Raw genomic sequence first — 25983 nt, 5'->3', positions numbered from 1 at the left:
CGGGACATTACTCGATACGGCCCGGCTCGCTCCGGCCCATGCTCGCCTTCACCGCCTCGATCAGCTGCTTGAGGGTGAACGGCTTCGGTAGAAAGCCGAAATCCGCGCCCTCCGGCAGATTCTTGGCGAAGGCCTCCTCGGCATAACCCGACATAAATATCACCTTGATGTCGGGATGGCTGGGGCGCAACTCCTTCAACAGCGTCGGCCCGTCCATTTCCGGCATCACCACGTCGGAAAGGATCAGTTCGACCTCGCCGGGATGCTGCGCCATGACTTCCAGCGCCTCGACACCGGAACCGGCCTCCAGCACGTGATAGCCGCGCGAGGCCAGCGCACGGGCGGCGAAGGCACGCACCGCCTCCTCATCTTCCACCAATAGCAGCGTGCCGCGTCCCGTGAGGTCGGCGGCCTTCGCCGGGGCGTCGGGCTCGGGCGCGCGGGGCGCCAATTCGGCGGCATCGGGAACATGGCGCGGCAGGAAGACACGGAACACCGAGCCGCGCCCGACTTCGCTCTCCACCTGCAGCGTGCCGCCCGTCTGCTTGACGATGCCATAGACGGTGGAGAGTCCCAGGCCCGTGCCCTTGCCGACTTCCTTGGTGGAGAAGAAGGGCTCGAAGATCTTGTCGAGAATGTCAGGCGGAATACCGGTGCCGGTGTCGGCCACCTCCACCAGCACATGGTCGGCCTCCGGCAGGCCGGCCTCGGCATAGGAAGCGGCCTGCGCGGCGCTGACATTCGCGGTACGGATGGCGAGCGTGCCGCCGGCCGGCATGGCGTCGCGGGCGTTGACGGCGAGATTGACGATGACCTGCTCGAACTGGTTGAGGTCGGCCTTCACCGGCCACAAGTCTCGCCCTTCCTTCACCTCCAGCTTGATCGTCTCGCCGAGCAGGCGGCGCAGCAGCATGGTGAGGTCGCTCATCACGTCGCCGAGCCGCAGCACCTGCGGGCGCAGCGTCTGGCGGCGCGAGAAGGCAAGAAGCTGGCGCACCAGCCCCGCCGCGCGGTTGGCGTTCTGCTTGATCTGCATCACGTCCTGGAAGGACGGATCGGTGGGGCGCGCATTGGCCAGCAGCAGGTCCGAATAGCCGATGATGGCGGTCAGCACGTTGTTGAAGTCATGCGCCACGCCGCCGGCAAGCTGGCCGACCGCCTGCATTTTCTGCGACTGGGCGAACTGGGCTTCCAGCGCCCGCTGTTCGGTGGTCTCGATGACATAGACGATCGCCGCCTCGCGCGCGGCGCCGCCATCCTCCACCGAAGCGAAATAGAAGCGCGCCGACCGGCCACCTTCGCGCTCCAGCACGATGTCGAGCGGTGTTGACGGCGCCTGCCCCTGCACCGCCGCCGTCAACGCCCCCCGCAGGGGCGCGCGTGCCGGCTCGGGCACGAAATCGACAATGTGCCGCCGCTCATCCTCGCGGCCGCCGAACAGTCGGGCGAACATCGCATTGGCACGGACGACGCGGCCCTCGGCGTCGACCTCGGCAATAGCGATGGGCGAATTGTGGAAGAACCGGGCGAACCGCACCTCGGCCGCGCGGGCGGGATCGGCGGCATTGTCCTCGCGCGAGCGGTTGACCACCAGCGTGCGCGAGGCGCCCGGCGTGCCATCGGAGGCATAGGCGACGCGGTGCCAGAGGCGGACCGGAAGTGGCTGACCATTTTTGCGCCGCAGGTCGAGATCCAGCACCTCGGTGCGCACACCGCCCGGAAGCGGCGCCATACCGGTGAGCAGCGCCGCCGCCGGCCCCGGCACGATGTCGCCGACCGTGAGCCCGCCGGGGCCGAATTCGGCGAGATCGTAGCCGAGCCAGTCAACCAGCGTGGCATTGATGTAGTGAATGGCTCCACCCGCCGCCGAGAAGAAGCCGGCGGGGGCGTGGTCGAGATAATCGATGGCGTGCTGCAGTTCGAGAAAGGCGCTCTCCTGCCGCTCCCGTTCGCGGGTCAGGTCGCTCACCGTCCACACGGTACAGCGCACGCCCTTCCCCGCCGCCGCCGGGCGGGCGCCGAGGCGGAGCCAGCGCACCGGCTGACCGGGAACCGCATGACGCACCTCCTCGGCGGAGGCGCGACCCTCGCGCACGCTTTGGGCGAGGCGGTAGACCGCCTCCGAGACATCGGGGTCGCTGGTGAACAGCCGCTCGACCGGCCGCGCCTCCTGTAGGGAGGCCGCGCCCGTGATCTCGCAATAGCGCGGATTGGCATAGAGCACGCGCCCGAGCGTATCGACGATGCTGACGCCCTCGGGGCCGCTGTCGACGATTCGCCGCGCCAGTTCGTCGCGCAGGTCCGGCGCGCCGAAGCGCAGCAGGCCCGCCGCATAGGCGAACAGGGCGAAAACGCCGACGACCGCAAGGACGGTGAGCAGCCCGATGATCCACGGATCGGCCCGGTCGCGCCCCAAAAGCAGCAGCGACACCACCGCGCCGACCAGCGCGAGCGCGACCAGCAGCACCAGCCGGATGCTGCCGCCGATCTCGGTCCGGTCCAGGGTGGGATCGTCGCGTCCGCCGTCCGCCATGTTCAAGCCAGGAGCCTTCCGCTGCCGCCGCCGACGCCGCGCAGCGAGGCGATTCAACCTGTCCTTCTTGGTGCCCGACCCGCTCCCCCGGAGCAAGGGCCGATTGGGCTTATCCGCCGCACGCAGCGATCTAAGCCGTGTGCGGAACGGCGGAATTGAGGCCGGGACTTGCCGGGAGAGCCCTGACGCGACACAAAGGACGTATGTGATCGGCCTGTGCGACGCCAGCGCAGGCCCGCCCTGCAGGAGATGTGGCGCATGATGGATGTACTGGCCGGTCTTGGACCCTACACCGTACCGATCCTCGCCCTTGCCGGGTTGATCGTGCTGGCGGTCCTCGTGGTGTGGCTGGGCCGCCTGACACGGCGCAACCGGAGCCAGCGCATGGTCGCCGGTCACCGGCTGGCCGTCATCGACCATATCCAGATCGACCAAACCCGCCGCCTCGTGCTGATCCAGCGCGACGATGTTCAGCATCTGGTCGTGCTCGGTGGGGGCAGCGATTTCCTGGTGGAGAGCGGCATTGCCGCCGTCCACGCCCGGGCGCCGCAACACCCGCCCCTGGCCGCGCGGGCTGCCGAGCAGGCGCGCGCGCCCGAGCCGGTACGGCTGCCGGACACCGCCCCGCATCACGAGCCGCTCCGCGCCGAGCCGGCGCGGGCCCCGGACCACCCGCCGCTCGACCCTCACCGTTTCGACCCTCCGCGGCCCGGCGATCTTCACCGCCCCGCCCCGCGAACGGAACCGCTGCGCGAGCCGCGCCCCTCCCGCGAGGCACCGCCGCCTTCCCCGACCGCAGCGCGTCCGCCGCGCGCCACCCCCTTGCCCCCCGAAGCGCGCGGACCGGTGGAGCCCCGCCCGCCGACGATCTCGCGCGGCCCGGCCCGCGATATCGGCGCGGAGCCGGCTCCCCTCCCGCCCGGTCCGTCAATGTCGCAAGGGCCTGTCGCCGGTCCGCCCTTTGCCCGCCGCCCGCTGGAACCGCGCGCGCCCGAGATGGCCGAGGCGCCCCGCACGTCGCCACTGCTGGCCCCGCTGCCGCACGCGCCCGGCGCCGGTCCGGGCTCGCCCCGCGCCGAGCCTGTTCTCGGCACATCCGAGCCTGACACCGGCACGCGAGTCACTGTGAAGGTCGACCCGTTGTTTGCCGGCATGGCCGGGCATCTGGAAGAGACGCTGCGGCGTCCACCCGTGGCCGACGCCGAGCCTTTCAGGCCGCAAGTTGCCCCCTCGCCTCTTGGTTCGCCGGCATTCGAACGCGCGCTGGAAAAGGCGATCGAGCGGCCGGGGCGTTCCGCCGCACCGGCGCCCCACGCGGCGCCGCCTTCTCAGGGGGCGATGCCTGTCCATGCGGCGCCCTCGGCGCCCATCGCCTCCTCACCGGCCGTTGCGGGACCCATGGCGGAAACAGCGCCCGTTCCGCCCGCGCGGGCACCGCTGACCGGCGCGCCAGTCGTCAAGCCGCCCGTTGGGGCAGCCGATGCGGCGGCGCCGGAGGTACGTCTGGACACCAATTCGGAGAATGCGCCCGCCGTGCCCGCGGCGTCGGTCCGGGCGATCGACATGTTCGCCCCGGAAATCCGCCTGCCCGACGAGGCCGCCGCACCCCTTCCGGGGGAGGACGTGGACCTGTTCGAGGAGGAAATGGCGAGCCTCCTGGGCCGCAACCGCCGCCCCTGAAGCCGGGCGCCATAGCGACAAAGGAAAAGGGCGGCCCGTGACCCGGGCCGCCCTTTTCATATCCCCTCGCCGATCAGTGATGATGACGGCAGATGGACGACCGGCGATTTCTAGTCGTCGCGATAGACGCGCTCCCGGCGCTCATGCCGCTCCTGCGCTTCGATCGACAGTGTCGCGATCGGACGGGCCTCCAGGCGCTTGAGCGAAATCGGCTCGCCGGTCTCCTCGCAATAACCGTAGGAACCATCATCGATACGTTCAAGCGCGGATTCGATCTTCGCGATCAGCTTACGCTGGCGATCGCGAGCCCGCAGTTCGATGGCGCGGTCGGTTTCCGACGACGCGCGGTCGGCAATGTCCGGGTGGTTCTGATTCTCGTCCTGAAGGTGCTGAAGCGTCTCTTTCGCCTCGCGCAGGATGTCTTCCTTCCACTGCAGCAGCTTGTGGCGGAAATACTCCCGCTGCCGCTCATTCATGAAAGGCTCGTCCTCGCGGGGGCGATACTCTTGGTCGATCTCAACCGACATCGGCCTTGGTCCTCGTTTTCCGGGGGCACCCCTATCGGGGGCAGCTTATATCGCCACGCTCCGCCCCACACAACACCTCACAGCGTCATGCGCTCGACACAAAATGCCGGATTTTTCAGCAGGTTGAGCGCCCAAACGAGGCAGGGAGCCGCCCAGGGCTCCCAAGCGGGAGCCGTGCCCGCGCCGCAAGGGGAAGCGCGCCGGTAGCCCGGCCCGCGCAACTACTCGAAACCGAGGAAGAACGTATAGGCAAGCGAGACGCCGGCCTGGAACTGGTTGCGATCGCCGTTCTGCACAACGAGCGGGCTGTCGGCCGCGTCGTCCATCAGATATTTGTACTCGGCGAAGATGGAGCCGGTGATGTTCTCGGTGAAGCGCTTCACCACCTGCCCACCGAAGCCCACGGAATAGATCCCGCCACCGGCCTTGTAGGGCGTCAGCGGATTGCCGAGCGCCTGGGCGAACGTCGCCTCGGCCGGGGTGATTCCGTAATAGGTGTCAACATAGCCTGAGCTGGCCAGCGTCATGCGCGGGCCGGCCGACAGCGTGACGCCCCAGAGTTCCGGGCTGAAATGAATGGCGTCGACGGCGAAGTCCGCCACCACGCCCTCGAAGCCGCCAAAGCCATAGCGGACATCGCCGCGCAGGCGCAGCCAGTCCATCGGGAACCACTGGGCGTAACCGCCGATCTGGTAGGCATAGTCGATGTTGGACATGCCGCGCAGGGCGTAGGAGCTGGACGAGTCCCGCTTCCAGGTCATCGTGCCGGTGATACCGGCCTCGAACACCCCGGTATCGAACAGCGCGATGCTCGGATTGTCGTTGAAGCTCTTGAACTCGCTCAGGCGGTCCGCGCGGTTGATGCTGATGATCGGCTTGAAGCCGAACTCATACTCATCCGAGCCCATCCAGGTCGGCACGCCCATCACATAGCCGCCGAGCGTGACCGTCCACTGGCGATCGCGCGATTCGGCCGGGGCGTAGGCCGGGTCGCCCTTATAGGTCATGTCGGCCGCATGGGCGATCGACGCCGTAAGGCCGAGCGTTCCCGCAACAACCACGACACTGGCGAAGCCGACTGACCGCATTGCAACCATCCTATGAAACCGACAGCCTCTTCCTTACAGCAGGTTAGCACGCAAGTGGTTGCCGAAAAGTCACTTAATGCCCGTCAATCATTAAGGCGGCAACGCGTGCGGATACTCGCACCGCCGGAATTCGCACCTATATGACCGCTACGTCCCCTCCTCCGCTTATGGATTACGATGCTGCGCCTCATCCTTCTGCGTCACGCCAAGTCCGCCTGGCCGGACGGGGTCGCCGACATCGACCGTCCGCTGGCCCCGCGCGGCCTGCGCGCCGCCGCCGCCATCGGCGCCTATATGGCGCAGGAAGAACTGCTTCCCGCCCGCATCTTCGTCTCACCGGCGCGCCGCACCATCGAAACCTGGGAGATCGTGAGCCGCGACTGGCCGGCGCACCCGCTACCGGCCTATGAGCGCAGCATCTATGAGGCGCCCGCCGCCAATCTGATGCGTCTCGTCACCGCGCAGAACGAGGCGTCGCCCTTGATGCTGGTGGGGCACAATCCCGGCATGGAGGATTTCACCACCTTGCTTCTGCGCCGCGAGCAGCGGGCGAAGGTTCTACCGAAATTTCCCACCGGCGCCTTTGCGGTCATCGACGTGCCGGTAGCGAACTGGGCCGATGTCGAGCCCGGGATCGGTACGCTGGAACGATTCGTCACGCCGCGTGCGCTCGGGGTGGCGAAGGAGAAGGACTAGCCGTGGCCTCCCGCCTTGACTGGCTACTCGACGAGGCGCGCCTCACCGCGCAAACCCTCATCGACCGCGCCGAGGACCTCGCCAGCCCGACGCTCCGGCTCGGCATCACCGGCCTGTCGCGGGCGGGCAAGACGGTGTTCACCACCGCGCTGATCCATGCGCTGATGCGCGGCGGGCGGCTGCCGGTCTTCCGGGCCATGCATGAGGGACGCATCGCCTCCGCGAGGCTGGAACCGCAGCCGGACGACGGAGTGCCGCGCTTCGACTATGAGGGGCATCTGGCAACCCTGGTGGACGACCGCCGCTGGCCGGAATCGACACGGCGCATCAGCGAGTTGCGCCTTGCCATCGACTACGCCCCCGCGCGGGGCGGGCACCGGACGCTTACCCTCGACATCGTCGACTATCCCGGCGAATGGCTGCTCGACCTGCCGCTGCTCGATCAGTCCTTCGCCGATTTCGCCCGCCATAGCCTCGCCCTTGCCCATGCACCCGCCCGCCGTCCGCTCGCCGGCCCGTTCCTGGCGGCGCTGGCGGCGACGGACCCGTCCGCCCCGGCGGATGAGACCGAGGCCCGGAAGCTCGCGGCGCTGTTTACCGACTATCTCGCCGCGTGCCGCGCCGAAACCGTGTCGATGAGCCTGCTGCCGCCCGGGCGTTTCCTCATGCCGGGTGACCTCGAAGGCTCGCCCGCCCTCACCTTCGCCCCGCTCGACCTTACCGAAGGCAACCAGGCCCCTTCCGGCTCGCTGCAGGCGATGATGGAGCGGCGCTTCGAAGCCTATAAGGAACGCATCGTCCGCCCGTTCTTCCGCGATCATTTCGCCCGGCTCGACCGGCAGATCGTGCTCATCGACGTGCTCTCCGCGCTCAATGCCGGGCCGGCGGCGCTGGCCGACCTCGAATCGGCGCTGGACGGCATCCTGGCCGCCTTCCGCATCGGGCGGAACTCGTGGCTCTCGGCGCTTTTCCGCCATCGCATCGGAAAGGTGCTGTTCGCCGCCACCAAGGCCGACCATCTGCACCACACCAGCCACGACCCGCTGGAGGCGATCCTGCGCCGGCTGGTGGAGCGGGCGCTGGCGCGGGCGGAAAGCGCGGGGGCGGATATTGACGTGGTGGCACTCGCCGCCGTGCGGGCGACGCGCGAGGCGATGGTGAAGCGCGGGCGGGCGCATCTGCCGGCCATTGTCGGCGTGCCGGAGGCGGGCCAGCACGGCGCGGACGATTTCGACGGGCTGGCGGAAGCCGCCGTTTTCCCCGGTGACCTGCCGGAAAACCCTTCCGCCCTGTTCGATCCCGCCCATGGCTTCAGCGGTCTGTCGGACGCGGCAGGCGGCGATTTCCGCTTCCTGCGCTTCCGTCCTCCGCTGGTCACACGCAATGCGGAGACTCTCGCGCTACCGCTTCCCCATATTCGTCTCGATCGCGCGCTGGAATTCCTCCTCGGCGACCGACTGAAATAAAGCCGGCTGGACACGGACCTCATGAGCGACAGCACCCCTCGCCGCCCGCAAGCCTTCCGTCTCGACGATCCCGGCGTCGTGCTGGCCGAAGACGGCCGCGCCGTGCCGCGCGGCGCCGTCGTGGTCACGCCGGCCCCCGCCGAGGCGCAGGAGGAAATTGCCACGCTGCCGCCGGCCCCGCCGAAGACGTCGCGCTGGGGCCAGCTGTTCTGGACGGGGCTCGGCGGTCTGGTCAGCCTCGGCGCCGGACTGGCGGTGACGAAACTGGTCGAAGACCTGTTCGCCCGTGCCGACTGGCTCGGCTATGTCGGCCTCGCTTTCGCGCTGGCTCTGGCGCTGGCCAGCCTCGCCATTCTGACGCGCGAGGCCTTCGGGCTCATCCGCCTGCGCACGCTCAATCACCTGCGCGAACAGGCGGCGGAAGCGCTGGCGAAGGACGACCGGCGTCTCGCCGAATCGGTGACCAATGAACTCCTGGCCATCGCCGCCACCTCGCCGCGCCTGTTTCGCGCCCGCACCGAACTGTCAGGCCATCTCGACGCCATCATCGACGGCGCCGATCTGATCCGGCTCACCGAGCGCCAGCTGATGGCCCCGCTCGACGCCGAGGCGACGCAGCTGGTGTCCAACGCCGCCAAGCGCGTCTCGGTGGTTACCGCCGTCTCGCCGCGTGCGGCGGTGGACCTCATCTTCGTACTGGTAACCGCCATCGGCCTCGTGCGACGGCTGGCGCAGCTTTATGGCGGACGCCCCGGCGCGCTCGGCATGGTGCGGCTTTTTCGGCAGGTGATCACCCATCTCGCCGTGACCGGCGGGATGGCGGCGGGCGATTCGCTGGTTCAGCAGGTGGTCGGCCACGGGATCGCCGCCAAGCTCTCGGCCCGGCTGGGCGAGGGCGTGGTGAACGGCCTGCTCACCGCGCGGCTTGGCATAGCGGCTATTGAGGTGACACGCCCCCTGCCCTTCGCCGCCCTGCCGGCGCCGGCGCTCAGCGACGTCGCTTCCGGCCTCATTAACCGCAGCACAACGAAGGAGCCCGCGAGCGAGGGCCCAAAGCCCCCGCCGGGAAATCCTCAACCCTGATTTTCCGGCGTGCGTACGACCAGACCGTCCAGCGCCTCGGTCACCTTGATCTGGCAGGACAGACGCGAGGTCGGTCGCACGTCGGAGGCGAAGTCGAGCATGTCCTCCTCCATGGGGCCCGGCTCGCCTGTGGCGGCCTGCCATGCTTCGTCCACATAGACGTGACAGGTGGCACAGGCACAGGCGCCGCCGCATTCGGCGTCGATTCCCGGAACGCCGTTGCGGATCGCCGCTTCCATTACGGTGGCGCCGAGGGCGGCCTCAACGGAGCGCTCGGTACCGGCGGCGTCGATAAAGGTGATCTTGGGCATGGGGCTTCAGCGATTTGGAATGACTTCAGGAAGGTCCGCCCTAGATAACGGTGCGACGCGCCGAACACCAGCCGGCTCGTGCCTCGGCCCCGGAGTTTGGTCGCAGCGCGATTCGCGGAGCGAGAGGTGCCGAGATGATTTTTGGAAGACCGTGAATCACAGGTTTCACGGCGTGGTAAACAGGGCGTTAACGATAACTGAAATCAGCCCGTTAACCCCCGTTCCATTTCTGATGGTCAAGAGCGTAGGATAAAGCTGCGGGGAACTGGCGTTCCTCTCGTCAAGTGCGGAACTCTCCCACGGACGGGAATGCCATGACTCCGCGAAACCCCGGGCCGACGGCGCGAGCCGGTCGGAGTAGAGTACGGACCGGAGGCAGGCGCCGATGTCGACGAACACGAAGAAGATTGAGCAGGATCCCGCCGAGGCCGCCCTGTCGGCCATCGAGGAGGCGCTCAGTCTCGACCACACGCCAGATGACGGCTTCGCCGCATCGGCGGGGGACGACTTCGAGCTGCCCCCGGCCCGCGAGCCGGAGGGACCGCGTATCGAGACCCGCGCCGGCGCCACCGGCGAAGCCGGATCGTCGCGCTTCCTCGACGAGATCGACCTGTTCGGCGATACGGCGGAACCAGCCGAGTTCGACGCGGCGTCGCTCGACGAGGACGAATTCCGGCTGTCCGAAGATGACCTCGCCGACACGTCCGACCTCGCTCGCGCGGGCGAGCCGAAATTCGACTTCACCTCCTCGGGTGCCGATGCCGGGTTGAGCCCGGTTGCCCCCGCTTTGGCGGCAAGCGCGGCAGCGGCGGGCGCCGCAGCCGTTCTTCCGCGCGGTGAGGTACGCAGCGAGCCTGACGCCGTCGAGGCGGCCACGCCGCCGAAGGGACGCCGTGCCGCCGCCAATGACGATCGCGAGAGCATCGGGCAGTTGCTGGCGTCTCTGCAGCGCCGGCCCTCCTCCACGCCCTATGTCGTTGCCAGCCTCGCCGCGCTGATCTGGTTGGTTGCCGGCGGCGTGCTGCTGCAGGCGCAATTCGGGGCCGTCGGCGGCAATCTCACCGCCCTGGTGAATGCGCCCGGCTTCCTCGCGGGCATTGCCGCGACCCTCGTCCCGCCGATCTTCTTCGTCGTGCTCGCCGCCATGGTGCGGCGGATGCAGGAAATGCGGATCGTGGCCTATTCCATGGCCCAGGTCGCCATCCGCCTTGCCGAACCGGCGAAGACCCCGGCGGCTGCACCCGCCCCGGCCGTGATCGCGCCGGCGGCCGCCGCCGCCCTGCCGGCCATCCAGATGCCGGAAGGCGTCTCGCCGGATACGCTCGCCCAATATGCCGGGCTCGAACAGGCGGTCACCCGCGCCAGCGAGGCGGAGGCCTTCGTGCGCGGCGAAGTGGCGGCACTGGCCCAGGCCTATGACGACAACAACCGCAAGATGCATCAGCTGATCGAGCGCCTTCAGCTTGAGCGCGATGCGATCCTGACCCAGACCGAGCATGTGCGTGAGACCCTCGCCGCCTCGCAATTCACCTTTGCCGAGGAAGTCGGCAATGTCAGCGACCGCATCAACGAGACCGTCACGCTGGCCGCCGACCGGGTGGCCCTGACGCTTTCGGATCGTGGCGAACACATCACCCTCGCGCTCGGCCGCGTCGGCGACACCATCATCGAGGCTCTGTCCGACAAGGGCGGCGACCTGATCGACCGGCTGCAGGCCACAGGGTCGGAGGTCAACACCAACCTGTCCGATTCCAGCGAGCACCTGCTCTCCTCCCTCGCCGCCAAGAGCGACGAGATCGGCAACCGTCTCTCGGGCGTCACCACCCAGCTGACCGAAACGCTGAGCGCGCGGACCGACGAGATCAGCCGCCAGCTCTCGGGCGCGACCGATAACCTCTCCAAGACGCTGACGGCTCGCTCCGACGAGATCGGCCTGCGGCTTGCCGGCATCGCCGAGAACCTCACCGACACGCTGGCCACCCGCACCGACGCGATCAGCCGCCAGCTGGCCGGCGTCACGGAAAACCTCTCCGACACCCTGTCGATCCGCACCGACGAGATCAGCCGCCAGCTGACCGGCGTCACGGAGAACCTCTCCGACACCCTCGCCGCCCGGACCGATGAAATCGGCGACCGCCTGCTGCGCACCGCCTCCGAACTGTCGCATGTCGTCAATCTGCGGACCGAGGAACTGGGCGACAAGCTGTCGGCCACGACCATCAACCTCACCAGCACGCTCACCGCGCGCTCGGACGAGATCACCGATGCCCTGGTGAGCACCGGGACGCGGCTCGCCGACGAGATCGCGATCCGCGCCAGCCAGGTGAACCAGACGCTCAAGACCACCGGCGACGCGCTGGTGCTCGACCTCTCGGTCCGCGGCGGCGAAGTCGTGCGCAAGCTGGAAGAGACCGGCAACCGGGTGGCCGACACCATCACCGTGCGCGGCGACGACCTCGCCGACCGCATCGCCGATACCGGCAACCGCATCTATGACGCCGTTGCCGTGCGCGGCGCCGAACTGGAGCGCCTGCTCGGCGAGACGGGGCAGCGCGTGGTCCACCAGCTGTCGCAGGCCGGCACCGGCATTCACGATGCCCTCGCCGAAGCGGCGGGCCGGGTCTCGCAGGATATCGACTATCGTGGCCAGGCCCTGACCCAGCAGCTCGCCCACGTCGGCGCCGAAGCGGCGCAGACGCTGGCCGACAACGGCGCGCGGGTGACCGAGCAGTTCCGCGAGGCGGCCGACTATCTCGCCTCCGACCTCACCACGCGCAGCGAGAACATGCGCGACCATCTGGAACAGCAGTTCCGCAACATCGAGGATCTCGTCAGCGTTCGCGGCGGCGAGATCGCCGACCGCATCTCTGTCGACACCGCGATGCTGGGCCGTCAGATCGTCGACGGGCTGCGCGACTTCGACACGGTCCTCAACACCAATGGCGGCCAGCTGGTCCAGCGCATTTCGGACCGCGTCGCCGCTGTCACCCGGGCGATCGACACCAACCTCTCCGGCTTCGACGATCAGGTCTCGAACAAGGCAGAACAGGTCGCCGCCGCGCTCGACCAGCGCATCGCCAATATCGAAAGCGTTCTCGACCGGGGCGTGGAAGGCCTCAACGAGACCCTTGGCAGCCGCACCGTCGAGTTCGCCCAGACGCTGTCGGAAGGCGCGCGTCAGGCCAATGACGCGATGAGCGAGTCGCTTGGCATGCTCAGCGGCTTCTTTGACGAGCGTGCCGGCACCATCGCCGACCAGCTGTCGCAGCATATCGATCAGGCCGACCGCACCCTCGCAGCGCGCGCGCAGGATATCGCGACCTCGCTCGACGAGCGCGTGGGCCGCTTCGAGGCGACCGTCATCAGCCGTCTCGACAATGTCGCCACCTCGGTGGAGGTGCGCGGCGCGGCGATGGCCGACCTGCTCGGCCAGCGCATCGGCGCCGTCGCCGGTCAGTTGCGCAGCGAAGCGTCGGAGATCGAAACCAGCCTCACCTCGCTGGTCGACAATGTCAGCCGGACCCTGTCCGACCGCGCCGGCGAAGTGACGACGCTGTTCGACTCGCGCACCGATGAGATCGCCCGCATCGTCGAAGAGCGCGGCAACGGCCTGCTCACGGCGCTGGAAGACCGCAGCATCTCCATCACCAGCGAGATCGCCCGCGCCAGCACCGATCTTCTGACGGCCATCGACGATCATCGCCAGAACCTGGTTTCCGCGCTCGACACTACGCGCAATGGCGCCGTGACCGAGATCATGCGCGCCAGCGACGAGTTGCTGAACACGCTGGAAGCCCGTTCGGATGCCATTATCTCCGCCTTCGACAGCGCGACCACCAGCCGTGCCGACCAGCTGATGCAGATCAGCGGCGATGTCGTGTCCTCGCTGCAGCAGATCACCGGCGATGTCGCCGCCTCGCTGCAGGCGGCGGGCGGCGAAGTCACCGCTTCGCTTCAGTCGGTGGGCAGCGACGTCAACAGCCAGCTCAAGCTGGTCACCGGCGAAGTCTCCACCTCGCTGCAGCAGATCGGCGGCCAGGTCACCCAGGAAATCGCCACCGCCGGCGATGTCCTCCTCAGCGAATTCGACGGGCGCGGCGCCCAGCTGGTGGAAAGCGCCCGCCAGGCGACCGCCCTCGCCGCCAGCGAATTCTCCCGCCTCGTCGACGAGTTCGACGGGCGCGGCAGCCAGCTGGTCGAAAGCGTGCGCGAAGCCACCGGTGGGGCTTCCCAGGAATTCGCCCGCCTTGTCGATGCGTTCGACGGCCAGGGCGCTCAGCTTACCGACAGCGCCCGCCGCGCCACGACCGTGGCGTCCGAGGAGTTCGCCCGGCTGGCCGAAGAGTTCGCGGCGGCGCTGGAAGGGCGTGGCAGCGGCCTGATCGATGCGATCGCCGCCAGCGGCCGTTCGGCGGTGGCGGAGATCGCCGCCACCAATGAGGCGCTGCAGGGCGATGTCACCAGCCTCCTGGAGCGCCTTGGCGACGTGAACGTGCAGTTGCAGGACGTGCTCGCCAGCTCGGCCAGCAATCTCGCCGACACCGAGAAGACGATCAGCGAACGTCTGGAAGCCTTCCGCAGCACCGTCGCCAATGTCGAGGAGGCCAGTGCCGTCGCCTCCTCGCGCATGGACGAGCAGATCCGCGCTCTGCGCTCCGTCTCCACTGACGTGCTCAAGGACGTGGCCCGTCTCAGCCATTCCTTCAGCGAGCAGGCCAGTCTCATCACCAACGTCGCCAATGCGCTCGGCAATGCGCATGAGAACCTGGACGACACTCTCGGCGGCCGTCACGAAGCGCTGCTCGCGCTTGCGGAACAGGTCAACGGGCGGACGGCGGAGCTCGACGAGCGGCTGTCGCACTACACCACCACGCTGGAGAGCACCTTCGGCCGCGCCGAGGAGCGCGTCGGCGCCATCTCCAAGTCGATCCTGGCGGCCGCCGGCAGCTCGACCGAGGCCATCGTGCGCCAGCAGCAGGAGATGCGGGAAGCGACCGACGCCGAGCGCGAGCGTACCGTGGCCGCGCTGCACGAGACCTATGAGCAGGCTGTGCGCGAGGTGGAGACGCTGATGCGTCAGGCCAATCAGGGCTTCTCGGGCACCGCCCAGGCGCTGCGCACCTCTGTGCAGGACATCCAGCGCCTGCTGGAGACGACCCGCGAGGAGCTGAAGCGCGGCATTCTGGAACTGCCGGAAGAGACCGAGGCCAATGCCTCGGCCATGCGTCGTACCGTCGCCGAGCAGATCAAGGCACTGGCCGAGCTGAACGAGATCGTCTCGCGCCACGGTCGCACGCTCGACGTGGAAGCGGCCCCCCGCACGCGCGTTGCCGCCCCGCTGCCCGGCCCGCAGCCGTTGCCCGCAGCGCCGGCTCCCGCCGCGCGCGCGCCGCTCACCCGCCCCCAGGCGGCAGCGCCGCGCCCTGAACCGGTCGCCCGGCCGGAAGCCCCCGCCTATTTCGAGGCCCCTCGCGGCAATGGCAACGCGGCTCCCGCGCCCCAGCGCCGCGCCAATGTCACCCCGGCGGCCGCGGAACGCAGCGGTTCCGATAAGGGCGGCTGGCTGTCGGAATTGCTGGCGCGGGCCTCGGACGGTGAGAGCAATGCGCCCGTGGGCCCCATGCCCCGCAGCGTCCCGGCCAACCCTGCGCGCAATTTCGATCCGCGCCAGAGCCAGCCGGAGCGGCCGGTGCACCACACCATCGAGTCGCTCGACTCGCTGTCGGTGGACATCGCCCGGATGATCGACCACGAAGCGGCGGTCGACCTTTGGGAGCGCTACAAGAAGGGTGAGCGCAACGTCTTCACCCGCCGCCTCTACACAATGCAGGGTCAGCAGACCTTCGAGGAAATCCGCCGCAAATATCGGCGCGACCTCGAATTCCGCGACACGGTCGACCGCTACATTGGCGAATTCGAGCGTCTGCTGGAGCAGGTCTCGCGCGACGAGCGCGGGCAGGAGCTGACGAAAACCTATCTCACCTCGGACACGGGCAAGGTCTACACCCTGCTCGCCCACGCCGCCGGCCGCTTCGACTGACGCGGCACGGCCTGCCCCCTACCCCGCCGAATGAGAGCCCCCGCCTTGAGCGGGGGTTTTCTTTTGGACGAGGCGCGGCAGGCTGTGAACGAGCGTCGTCGACGGCCATCGTTGGGAAGCGAGCCATTGGAGAACCGCAGCGGCTGGCTGTGGCATCGCCACGGCACCGCCCAAGGGCGCGCTCCACAGGGCGCGCCTCGCCCGGTGGGTCTCTTGGGGATGTGTCGTCTCCGCGGCTCCACTGCCTTGGCGGTGACGCGTGGCAGAGCGTGGGCGGACGACCACGGCCCCCATCGCAACGCGATGGCGGATGGCCGGGCCCCTCTGTCCCGGCGGTGCATGTCGAACCCGATCCGGGAAAGCAGGCGGTCGCGAACGTCGCAGAGATCGGTACCCCACGGCCCGCCAGCCGCATCGTGAAATCTCGCGACAAAGAAAAACCCCGCCGCTCAGAGGAGCGGCGGGGTCGATGGGTCATCCGCTGATGGCCGGCGCCGTGTTCAGTGCGGTGCGGCGGCGGGCGTCTCGCCCTTGCGGGCCCGGCGCCGCTCGCCAAAGCCGGCGAGCCAGCGGCAGACGACATAGAAGGTCGGTGTGAACAGCAGACCGAAGACAGTCACGCCGATCATTCCCGAAAACACCGCCGTGCCAAGGGCTTGCCGCAGCTCCGCCCCGGCGCCTGTGGCAATGACGAGGGGCACGACGCCGAAGATGAAGGCCAGTGAGGTCATGATGATCGGCCGAAGCCGCAGCTTGGCGGCCTCGGTGGCGGCGACGAAGCGGTTTTCCCCCCGATCTTCCAATTGCTTGGCGAATTCGACGATCAGGATCGCGTTCTTCGCCGCGAGGCCGATGAGGACGATGAAGCCGACCTGGCTGAGGATGTTGTTGTCCTGTCCGCGGATCTGGATGCCCACCACCGCCGCGATGAGACACATGGGCACGATGAGGATCACCGCCAGCGGCAAGGTGAGGCTCTCATACTGTGCCGCCAGCACCAGGAACACGAACACCACGCCCAGAGCGAAGGCGAAGATCGCGGTATTGCCCGCCCTCACCTGCTGATAGGCCAGCGTCGTCCACTCGAAGGCGAAGCCATCCGGCAGCACCTGGGCGGCGATCTCCTGCATCTTCTGGATCGCCTGGCCCTGCGAGGTGCCGGGCATAGTGTCGCCGTCGAGCTCCGCCGCCGGGTACAGATTGTAACGCGGCACGCGGTAGGGGCCGGAGATGTCGTTCACCGTGGTGAAGGAGCCGAGCGGCACCAATTGGCCGTCGGCATTCTTCACCCGCAGCCGCAGCAGATCGTCCGAGGTCAGGCGATAAGGCGCGTCGGCCTGCGCCTGCACGCGGTAGGTGCGGCCGAACAGGTTGAAGTCGTTGACATAGGACGAGCCGATATAGGTCTGTAACGTCGAGAACACATCGGCGATGTTGACCCCGAGCAGCTGCGCCTTGGTGCGGTCGATGTCGAGGAACAGCTGCGGCGTCGAGGTCTCGAACAGCGAATAAACCTGCTTCAGACCCGGTGTCTGGTTGGCCGCACCCATCATGGCGTAGACCGCGCCCTGCAGCGCCTGATAGCCGCGCCCGCCGCGATCCTCGATCATCATCCGGTAGCCGCCGGCATTGCCGATGCCCGAGACGGGCGGCGGCATGACGACGATCATCTGCGCTTCCTCCACCGAAGCGAGCTTGCCGAACAGCGTGCCCTGGATCGCCGGGGCGGACTGACCAGGATGCTGCGCGCGCTCGGCGGCGGGGCCGAGGATGACGAACATGGCGCCCGCATTGGGCGCATTGGTGAAGGTCGCGCCGGAGAAGCCGACAATGTTCACCACATGCGCCACGCCGGGGGTCGCGAGAACCTCCTTGGCGGCCTTGGTCATCACCTCATTCGTGCGCGACAGCGCCGCGCCGCCGGGAAGCTGGGCCGCGACGATGAGATAGCCGCGGTCCTGCGCCGGGATGAAGCCCTGCGGCGTGGTGCGGAACAGCTGGAAGCCACCGGCGAGGATGGCGATATAGACCAGCAGTACCACCACGGCGACACGGACCAGCTTGCTGGTAAGCCAGCCATAGCCGCCCGAAACCGCGTCGAAGCCCTTGTTGAAATAGTAGAAGAAGCCGGTGAACGGCCGGGCGTACCAGGCCGGCTTATGGTCCGGCCCCTTATGCGGCTTCAGCAGCAGCGCGCACATGGCGGGTGACAGAGTCAGCGACACCATCAGCGAGATCAGGGTCGAGCCGGCGATGGTGAGGGCGAACTGGCGGTAGAACTCGCCGGAAATGCCGGTGATGAAGGCCGAGGGGATGAACACCGAGGCCAGCACCAGCGAGATCGCCACCAGCGCCCCGCCCACCTCGTCCATGGTCTTGTACGCCGCGTCGCGCGGCGAGAGCCCGGTGGAGATGTTGTGCTCCACGCTCTCCACCACGACGATCGCGTCGTCCACGACGATGCCGATGGCCAGCACGAGGCCGAACAGCGAGAGATTGTTCAGCGAGAAGCCGAACAGGCTCATGATGAAGAAGGTGCCGATCAGCGACACCGGAATGGCGAGGATGGGGATGATCGCCGCCCGCCAGCTTTGCAGGAACAGCACCACCACGATCACCACCAGAACGATGGCTTCCATGATGGTGTGTTCCACCGCCCGCACGGATTCGGCGATGAACTGCGTGGGGTTGTAGGCGGTGGAATAGGCGACGCCGGGCGGGAAGCCCTTGGCGATTTCCTTGATCGCCGCTTCGATCGCCTCGCCGGTGGCGAGCGCGTTGGAACCCGGCAGCTGGAAGATGCCGAGCGCAACGGAGGGTTTGGAATCGAAGTAGGAGATCGAGGAATTGTCCTGCGCCTCGATGTCGATCCGCGCCACATCGCGCAGCCGCACCACGGCGTTGCCCGTCTCCCGCACCACGATGTTGCCGAACTGCTCGGGCGTCGACAGGCGGCCGAGCGTGCGCACCGCGATCTGGAAGCCCATCTGGTTCGGCACCGGCGGCGCGTTCAGCACGCCGGAGGCGACCTGGAGGTTCTGCGCCTGCAGCGCAGCGGTCACGTCGCCCGCCGTCAGGTTCAGCGCCTGCAGTTTGAGGGGATCGAGCCACACCTGCATCGCGTAGTCGCGCGAGCCGAAGACGGTGATCGAGCCGACGCCCGGCACGCGCTGGAGCTGGTCCTTGATCTGGAGATTGGCGTAGTTGGAGATGAACAGGGAGTCGCGGGAATCGTCCGGCGAGAACAGGCTGACCACCATCAGAATGTCCGGCGAGGACTTGGCGACGGTAACGCCGATCTGCTGCACATCCTGCGGCAGGCGCGGCGTCGCCGTGGCGACCCGGTTCTGCACCTGCACCTGCGCGATATCGAGATCGGTGCCGATATCGAAGGTCACGGCGATGGAAAAGCGCCCGTCCGCCGTCGAGTTGGAGGAGATGTAGAGCATCCCCTCGACGCCGTTGATCTGCTGCTCGATCGGCGCGACGACCGTGTCAGCCACCGTTTCGGCGCTGGCGCCGGGATATTGGCCGCTGACATTGACCACCGGCGGAGCGATATCGGGATACTGCGCCACAGGCAGGGAGACGAAGGCGACCGCGCCGAGGATCATCACCACGATGGAAACCACCGAGGCAAAGATCGGGCGATCGATGAAGAAGTGTGAAAACCGCATGGGACCGCTCCGCGCTCAGTTGGCGGTGGTCGTGGTGGATGCCTTGCCGTCGGCCGCCTTGGCATCGCCCGCCGCGCCGGCGGCGGGGGAAGCCGGCGGCGCTTCCATCTTGCCCACCACCTTCGCGCCGGGACGAATGCGCATCAGGCCGTTGACGACGACGAGATCGTCCTTGCCGAGGCCGCTGGTGACGACACGCTGGCCGTCATAGGCGCGGCCCAAAGTGACATATTTCATCTGCGGCGCCTGCGGCTGGTCGCCCGGCTGCATCACATAGACGAATTTGCGGGTCTGCTCGGTGCCGATCGCGACATCGGGCACCAGCACCGCCTCGTGCGGGGCGGCGGAGGGAATCTGGATGCGGCCGAACATGCCGGGGGTGAAGGTGCCATCCGGGTTGGCGAAGGTGGCGCGGCCGCGGATCGTGCCGGTGTCCTCGCTGATGCGATTGTCGACGAAGTCGAGCTTGCCCTCATGGGGGAAGCCTTTCTCATCGATCAGCCCGAGCTTCACCGGAATCGAATCCGCCTTGGTGCCCAATTCCTTGGCCATGCGCTGGTAGCGCAGATAGGACGCCTCGTCATAGGTGAACTCGAAATAGATCGGGTCCAGCGAGACGATGGTGGCGAGCAGCGTATTGGTGTTGGTGCCGCCCGAGCCGCCGGTGACGAGGTTGCCGACCGACACCTTGCGGTCGCCGATGCGGCCGCTCACGGGCGCCTTCAGATCGGTGAAATCGAGGTCGAGCTGCGAGGCCTGCAGTGCCGCCTGCGCCGCCGCCACACTCGCCCGCGCCGTGCGCTCGCTCTGCAGGCGCTGGTCATAGGCCTGCTTGGAAATGGCGTTCGACGTCTTGTCGTCGATCAGCGTCTGGGCGCGCTGAAGGTCGGAGGTGGCGAAATCGAGCTCGGCCTGGGCGCGCTGGAGATTGGCCTGCGCCTGGTCATGCGCCACCTGGAAGGGCCGCTTGTCGATGGTGAAAAGAAGGTCGCCCTGCTTCACCAGCTGACCGTCGGTGAAGGCCACCTTCTCCAGATAGCCGGAAACCCGCGCATAGACATTGACGAGATCGACGGCGGCGAAGCGGCCGACATATTCGTCGTAATCCGTAATGGTGCGCGTCGTCGGATGGGCGACGGTGACGGATGGCGGCGGCGGAGCGGCCGCCGGCTGGCCCTGTTTCTGCTCGGAGCAGCCCGCCAGCGCGAGGGCGGCGAGCGAGAGTGCAGCGAGGGAAAGACGCGGCAGCGCGGTGATCATGGACATCTCCGGAACGGCTCATCGGGCATGTCGGGACACTGTCCCTTTGGGGTCGCAAGCCATGGGACACCCCGCCCGGAACCCATGACGCCGGTGCGACGTACCACAGTTTTGCTGCACCGCGTAAGCAATAAAACGTAAACGAACGCGCCCCTCAGCGCCGCCCGCGCAGCAGGCCGACAAGGTAGCGGCGACCGAAAAGCGTCAACGCCAGAACCGCATAGACTGCTCCGCCCGCTGCGACGCACAAGGCCAGAAGCGTCTCGTCGCGGCCATACGCCAGCACGCTCAGCCAAGGCGGCGCGACGGTGGCCGTCGCGAACAGAGTCGCCGCCAGCGCCGCGAGGATCAGCCCCAGGCGCGGAAGGGCCCGCAGCAATTGCGCATCGCCGCACTCATAGCCGCGCCAGCGCGCCAGCAAAGCGAGCACCAGGACGGTGATCCAGCCGCCGACGGAGGTGGCGAAGGCCAGCCCCACCTGGGCGAACGTGCCCATCAGCAGCACTTTCAGGCCGATATTAATCACCGCCGCGCCCAGAGTCGCCAGCACGGGGGTGCGCGTGTCGCCGCGGGCATAGAAAGGCGACATGAACGCCCGCACCACGACGAAGGGCGCCAGCCCGATGCCATAGGCCGCCAGCGTCGCGCCGGCCTCCGCCGCCGCCGCCGCCGTGAAAGCGCCGCGCATGAACAGCCCGCGCATGATGATCTCGGGGATGGTCAGCGCCGCCGCGAGGAAGGGCAGCACCAGCAGCAGCGTCAGTTCGATCGCCCGCGACTGGGAGAAGCGCGCGCCGTCGAAATCCTCCGCCGCGATACGGCGCGACATTTCCGGCAGCAACACGATGCCCGCCGCTATGCCGACCACGCCGATGGGCAGCTGGTTGATGCGGTCGGCATAAAACAGCGCCGCCACGGCCCCCTGCGGCAGGAAGGAGGCGATGATGGTGTCGGCGAAGATCGCCAGCTGGACGCCGGCCGAGCCGATGATCGCCGGGCCGAGCGCGATGAGAAAGGCGCGCGTCTCCGGATCGAGACGCGGCCGTCCGAAGCGCAGGCCGAGGCCGTGGCGCTCGGCATCGAACACCAGCAGGCCGAGTTGCAGGAAACCGGAGATCAGCACGCCCCAGGCCGCGGCATGGCCGGCGGAGGGAAACAGACCAGCGACGCTGAGCGTGCCGACCATGGCGACGTTGAGCAGGATGGACGCCGCCGCCGCCGCCCAGAAGCGGTCATTGGCGTTCAGCACCCCGCCGACCAGCGTCACCACGGCGATGAGGCCGAGATAGGGGAAGGTGATGCGGGTGAAGTCGACGGTGAGGGTGAAACGGCCGGGATCGTCCGACAGGCCCGGCGCCAGCGTGGCGACGACCCAGTCGGTGGCGAGCAGGGCGATGGCGAGGATGGCCAGCTGCACCAGCACCACACCGGTGAGGATGCCATCGGCGAAGCAGCGCGCTTTTACCTCGCCCTCCACGGTCTTCACCCGCGCATAGGCCGGGATGAAGGCGGTGTTGAACGCGCCTTCGGCGAAGATGGAACGGAAATGGTTGGGCAGGCGGAAAGCGATGTAGAAGGCATCCGCCATCGGCCCGGCGCCGAGCACCGCCGCCATGACGATGTCGCGCACGAAGCCGGTCAGCCGCGAGAGGAGCGTCCAGCCACCGACCGTGAAGATGCTGCGTATCATGGGAGCCGACGCGTTTGAGGCTGCCGGAACCGGACGGCGGGCGGAAAGCTAGCCTCCCCGCCCCCGCCCGGCCAGTCCTGCCGTGCCTTCAGGCGCCAAGCGCGCGGCGGACCGCCGCGATGACGCGCTCCTGCGCCGCCTCATCCAGATAGGGATGCATGGGCAGGCTGATCACCTCGCCGGCCAGCTTCTCGCACACCGGCAGGCCGTTGCCGGCGGCGGGATAATGCGCGTAGGCCGGCTGGCGATGCATCGGAATGCGGTAATAGACGGCGGTCGGCACGCCTTCCTTCTGCAGCGCCGCCGCCAGACCGTCGCGCACGCCCTGCGGCAGCCGGATCGTGTACTGCGCCCAGACCGAACTGGCGCGCGGGTCCACCGCCGGCACCGTGCAGACATCGGCCAGCGCCGCATTGTAGCGGTCGGCGATGCGCTGCCGTGCGGCGATCTCGTCCTCGAAAATGGCGAGCTTTTCCAACAGAACCGCCGCCTGGATGGTGTCGAGCCGGCCGGTCATGCCGAGGCGGACATTCTCGTATTTGTCGACGCCCTGCCCGTGCTCGCGCACGCTCTTCAAAATCGGCAGCAGAGCGTCATCATCGGTCAGTACCGCGCCGCCATCGCCATAGCAGCCGAGCGGCTTGGCGGGGAAGAAGCTGGTGGCGGTGGCGTCGCCGAAGGAGCCGGTGCGCCGGCCGTTCCAGGTAGCGCCGAAGCCCTGCGCGGTGTCGCACAGCACCTTGAGACCCTGCGCCTTGGCGATGGCCTCGATGGCGTCCATATCGGCGGGCTGGCCGAACAGATCGACCGGCACCACCACTTTCGGCGTCAGCCCCTTCTGCTTCGCCACCGCGATGGCGGCCTCCAGGCTGGCCGGGTCCATGTTGAACGTGTCTTCGAGGATATCGACGAAGACGGGAGTCGCCCCGACCCACGGCACCACCTCGGCGGTCGCGCAGAAGGTGAAGGCCGGGCAGAACACCGCATCACCGGCCTTGATGCCCCAGGCCATGAGGATCATGGCCAGCGCGTCCGTGCCGCTGGAACAGGCGAGCGCATGCTTGGCGCCGGCGAAGGCGGCGAGCTGCTGCTCGAATTCCGTTACCTCGGGGCCGTTGATGAACCGGCAATGCGTGAGAACCCGCGCCACCGCCTCGTCGATGCGCGCGCCAAGCCGCGCCCGCTGGGCGGCAATGTCGATGAAAGGAATGGGCGCCAACTCGGTCTTCACATGCGAATTCATCGGTGTTCCTTTCATGCCACGCTGGCGCGCAGGGGCGACGGCACGGCGGATGTCGGCGCGGCGGGCGCGGGCTCCAGCGCCTCAAGGCAGCGCATGGCGACCGCAATGGCGGCCACGCCATCCTCGCCCGTCACCGCCGGCGCCGAACCGCCACGCACCGCTTCAAGGAACCGCAGCAGTTCAAGCCGCAGCGGTTCGGCATAGGCGACGGGAAGATGGCGCATGGAATAGCTGCCATCCGGCTTGTAGTCGAAGTACTCGGTCACCTGGCGGGTGAGCAGGTCGCCGATCACGTATTTCTTGCGGGTGGCGACATGCACGGTGCGCGCCTTGAAGGGTGTCAGCCAGTTGGTGTTGATGTGCGCCAGCACGCCATTGGCAGTGCGGAACTGCAGCAGCGCGATATCCTCGCGCTCGGCCACCGCCGCCTTCACCTGCGGCTGCACCTCGGTGATGTGCGAACCCGTGAAATGGCAGATCAGGTCGATGTCATGCACGGCAAGGTCGATCACCACACCGACATTCGACATGCGCGGCGGGAACGGACCAACGCGCGTAATGCCAATGGAGAGTATCTCCTCGTCGCGGATCGCGTTCTTCACCGCCTCGACCGCCGGGTTGAAGCGTTCGACATGGCCGACCACCAGCGCCACGTCCTTCGCCTTCGCCGCAGCGACGATCGCCTCAGCCTCGGCAACGGTGGGCGCGATCGGCTTTTCCACCAGCACATGCATGCCGGCCTCGATCGCGTGCAACGACACCTCGTGGTGGAGATGGGTAGGGGCGGCGATGACCAGCGCCTCGGCTCCGTTCGCCACGAGGTCGTCAATGCTGGCAAAGGCGCGGCAGCCCAGCAGCCCCGCCACCTTCTCGCGCTGGCCCTGATCGGGATCGGCGACGCCGACCATCTCGGCGCCAGGCAGGTCGATCAGCACGCGGGCATGGTTGTAACCCATGATGCCGACGCCGACGACGCCGACGCGAACGGGCTTAGAAGCCCCGCTCGGGTCCTTCACCATTCGGGAACATCCTTCCGTCTGAATAGGTTGCCGGGGTCTAACACGCGCCCCGAAGCGTGGCGAGAGAGGCCGAATCGTAAAGCCGCACCAAAGGCTTCACTATTTGCTTCAACCTGTTACCGACGGCCTCACTCGGGAGCGGCGGCCTCGGCCTCCGACGCGTCGCCGGCCTCTTCGGCCGCAGCGCCCGCGCTCGCCGCAACGGCGCCAGTATCGACGAAGCTCTTGTAGACGAAGGCCCGCTTGCCATCGACGATGATCTCGCACCATTGCTGGCAGGTCACCAACTGCACCTGCTTGCCGCGCGGCAGGTTGCCAATGGCAGCGGCCCCCTTCTTCGGCGCCGCCCGCATCGTCACCGGGTTGCGCATGACCGCCGTGCCGACCGGATCGCCGCCGAAGCCTGCAGGCAGAGGTTCAGCCGCGGCGGGCGCCGCAGCAGCGGAGGAAGCCGAGGACGGGGCGTCGGCGTCGGACGCCGCAGGAGTGGCCGCCGCGACGTCGCGCTGCGGTGCCCGGGTGGGCGGCAGCGGCGCCTGCTTCGGCAGGGCCGCCACGCGTGCCGGCGCCGGCGCATCGGCCTCTGCATCAGCGGCAACGGCCTCGACCGCCTCAGGCGCCCCTTCGGCCGCATCGGGGATGGCGCCAGCAGCTGCCACCACGGGATCGGGCGCCGCGAAGGCCGTGACGCCGGAGGCCAGCGGCGGGATATCGGGAACATCGCTCGCGCGTCCCCGCGCGTTCAGCACGATGGGGGGCAGATTATCCGAGGCCGATCCATGGGCCAGCACGGCCGGCGAGGCGGACGACGGCACCGAGGCCTCGATCGCCGCGCCCGACAGCTCCACCGGCTTGAGCGCAACGGCCGCTTGCCCTTCGGTCTGGGCGGAGGGCGCGACGCTCGCCACCGCGGCATTGCCGATCACTTCAGGCGCGACCTTCGCCTCCTCACGGGCGGCAAGCGATTGCAGCAGGACGGCCCCACCGCCGACCACCGCCATGAACACCGCCAGCACGCCGAGACGCTGCCAGGTGATGATATCCTTGGACGCGTTGCGTTTGCGGCGCGCCTCCGATTCTCCGGGCTGGCGCGCCGTGCTGCCGAAGCTGCGGCGGCGGGCGGCCTGCGCCGCCTCGGCGGCGGGCGGAGCCACCGGCTCGACCCGCGCCGACGCCGGCCGGGTGGCCAGCACATCGCCCATGTCGCCAAGAGCCGCGATGCGGCTGCGGACATCGCCAAGGGAACGCTCCTCGCCAGCCGTGGGGCGCGCCGCCGCAGACGTCTCGCTGTCGGGCTGGCTCCCGTCGCGACCCGCCTTTTCCTGCTCAAGCGTGCTGACAATGGAGCGGAAATCGGAAATCAACGAGGAGGAGAGCCCGTTTCCGCGCGACTGTTGCGATGCCGTGGCCATGACGCGGGAACTCTACGCTACGAGGAAAGGGCGGGCGAACGGGAAAGACGAAACGGCAAAAGCGTCTGCACGGTGCGGATGCCGGCAGTGCCGAGGAGCACTGACGGCCAGCTCAGGGGCGCGGCGCTGACCACTTCGCATGCGTTCTTCCAGTCCATTCGGGCCGGCGCCCTAGGGCCCGCGACCGAGTTCCGTAAACCGCCTTCGTATGCGACGGGTCACAACTTACCGGCAAATGGCCCCTTGATGCAAGAATGT

Annotated in this window: 15 protein-coding genes; 5 read left to right on the top strand and 10 right to left on the bottom strand. The window is 68.1% G+C overall.

Annotated elements, in window-relative coordinates; translation table 11 throughout:
• Positions 1-7: 7 nt before the first annotated feature.
• Positions 8-2533: a cell cycle histidine kinase CckA gene (cckA, locus tag J2S75_RS11685; protein ID WP_307020079.1), complete on the bottom strand. Its 2526-nt coding sequence runs from the start codon at positions 2531-2533 to the stop codon at positions 8-10.
• Between the two features lie 258 nt (positions 2534-2791).
• Here cckA and J2S75_RS11680 point away from each other — a divergent pair, with 258 nt between their 5' ends.
• Positions 2792-4213, top strand: a complete 1422-nt coding sequence (locus J2S75_RS11680; protein ID WP_307020025.1) for a flagellar biosynthetic protein FliO — start codon at positions 2792-2794, stop codon at positions 4211-4213.
• Between the two features lie 110 nt (positions 4214-4323).
• On the opposite strand, the gene dksA is transcribed toward J2S75_RS11680, so the two are convergent.
• Positions 4324-4740 carry an RNA polymerase-binding protein DksA gene (gene dksA, locus J2S75_RS11675; RefSeq protein ID WP_126280180.1) on the bottom strand — a complete coding sequence of 139 codons (417 nt, stop codon included), beginning with the start codon at positions 4738-4740 and terminating at the stop codon, positions 4324-4326.
• 221 nt (positions 4741-4961) lie between these two features.
• Positions 4962-5828 (bottom strand): MipA/OmpV family protein, encoded by an 867-nt coding sequence (locus J2S75_RS11670; RefSeq protein WP_307020023.1) that lies wholly within the window; start codon positions 5826-5828, stop codon positions 4962-4964.
• Between the two features lie 177 nt (positions 5829-6005).
• On the opposite strand from J2S75_RS11670, the gene J2S75_RS11665 reads away from it, so the two are divergent.
• From J2S75_RS11665 to J2S75_RS11655, 3 genes are read left to right on the top strand one after another with little or no spacing between them, the layout of a single operon-like run.
• Complete coding sequence (locus J2S75_RS11665; protein ID WP_307020022.1) at positions 6006-6524, top strand: SixA phosphatase family protein; 519 nt, start codon at positions 6006-6008, stop codon at positions 6522-6524.
• 2 nt (positions 6525-6526) lie between these two features.
• Positions 6527-7990, top strand: a complete 1464-nt coding sequence (locus J2S75_RS11660) for a YcjX family GTP-binding protein (protein WP_307020021.1) — start codon at positions 6527-6529, stop codon at positions 7988-7990.
• A gap of 21 nt (positions 7991-8011) precedes the next feature.
• On the top strand, positions 8012-9073 hold the full coding sequence (locus J2S75_RS11655) for a YcjF family protein (protein WP_307020020.1): 1062 nt from the start codon (positions 8012-8014) through the stop codon (positions 9071-9073).
• On the opposite strand, the gene J2S75_RS11650 is transcribed toward J2S75_RS11655, so the two are convergent.
• Positions 9064-9384 (bottom strand): 2Fe-2S iron-sulfur cluster-binding protein, encoded by a 321-nt coding sequence (locus J2S75_RS11650; RefSeq protein ID WP_307020019.1) that lies wholly within the window; start codon positions 9382-9384, stop codon positions 9064-9066. The genes J2S75_RS11655 and J2S75_RS11650 overlap by 10 nt on opposite strands.
• A gap of 385 nt (positions 9385-9769) precedes the next feature.
• Between J2S75_RS11650 and J2S75_RS11645 the strand changes: the two genes are divergently transcribed.
• A complete protein-coding gene (locus tag J2S75_RS11645; protein ID WP_307020018.1) occupies positions 9770-15424 on the top strand; it encodes an apolipoprotein A-IV repeat region-like domain-containing protein in 5655 nt (1884 codons plus the stop codon).
• 500 nt (positions 15425-15924) lie between these two features.
• Here the strand turns inward: J2S75_RS11645 and J2S75_RS11640 are convergent, their stop codons facing one another.
• The 6 genes from J2S75_RS11640 to J2S75_RS11615 all read right to left on the bottom strand — a co-directional run bounded on the left by J2S75_RS11640 (position 15925) and on the right by J2S75_RS11615 (position 25515).
• A complete protein-coding gene (locus tag J2S75_RS11640) occupies positions 15925-19101 on the bottom strand; it encodes an efflux RND transporter permease subunit (protein WP_307020017.1) in 3177 nt (1058 codons plus the stop codon).
• 15 nt (positions 19102-19116) lie between these two features.
• Entirely contained in the window at positions 19117-20361 is a 1245-nt protein-coding gene (locus J2S75_RS11635) for an efflux RND transporter periplasmic adaptor subunit (RefSeq protein ID WP_307020016.1), read from the bottom strand.
• Positions 20362-20515: 154 nt separating this feature from the next.
• Entirely contained in the window at positions 20516-22051 is a 1536-nt protein-coding gene (gene murJ, locus J2S75_RS11630) for a murein biosynthesis integral membrane protein MurJ (RefSeq protein ID WP_307020015.1), read from the bottom strand.
• Between the two features lie 88 nt (positions 22052-22139).
• A complete protein-coding gene (locus J2S75_RS11625) occupies positions 22140-23294 on the bottom strand; it encodes a DegT/DnrJ/EryC1/StrS family aminotransferase (protein ID WP_307020014.1) in 1155 nt (384 codons plus the stop codon).
• Between the two features lie 11 nt (positions 23295-23305).
• The gene (locus J2S75_RS11620; protein ID WP_307020013.1) at positions 23306-24313 is read right to left on the bottom strand and encodes a Gfo/Idh/MocA family protein; all 1008 of its coding nucleotides are present in this window, start codon (positions 24311-24313) and stop codon (positions 23306-23308) included.
• Positions 24314-24441: 128 nt separating this feature from the next.
• The gene (locus J2S75_RS11615) at positions 24442-25515 is read right to left on the bottom strand and encodes an SH3 domain-containing protein (protein WP_307020012.1); all 1074 of its coding nucleotides are present in this window, start codon (positions 25513-25515) and stop codon (positions 24442-24444) included.
• Positions 25516-25983: the final 468 nt, after the last annotated feature.

This window comes from Ancylobacter polymorphus, assembly GCF_030813495.1.
GTDB classification, from domain to species: Bacteria; Pseudomonadota; Alphaproteobacteria; order Rhizobiales; family Xanthobacteraceae; genus Ancylobacter; species Ancylobacter polymorphus.
This window is presented reverse-complemented; position numbering and strand designations above follow the sequence as displayed.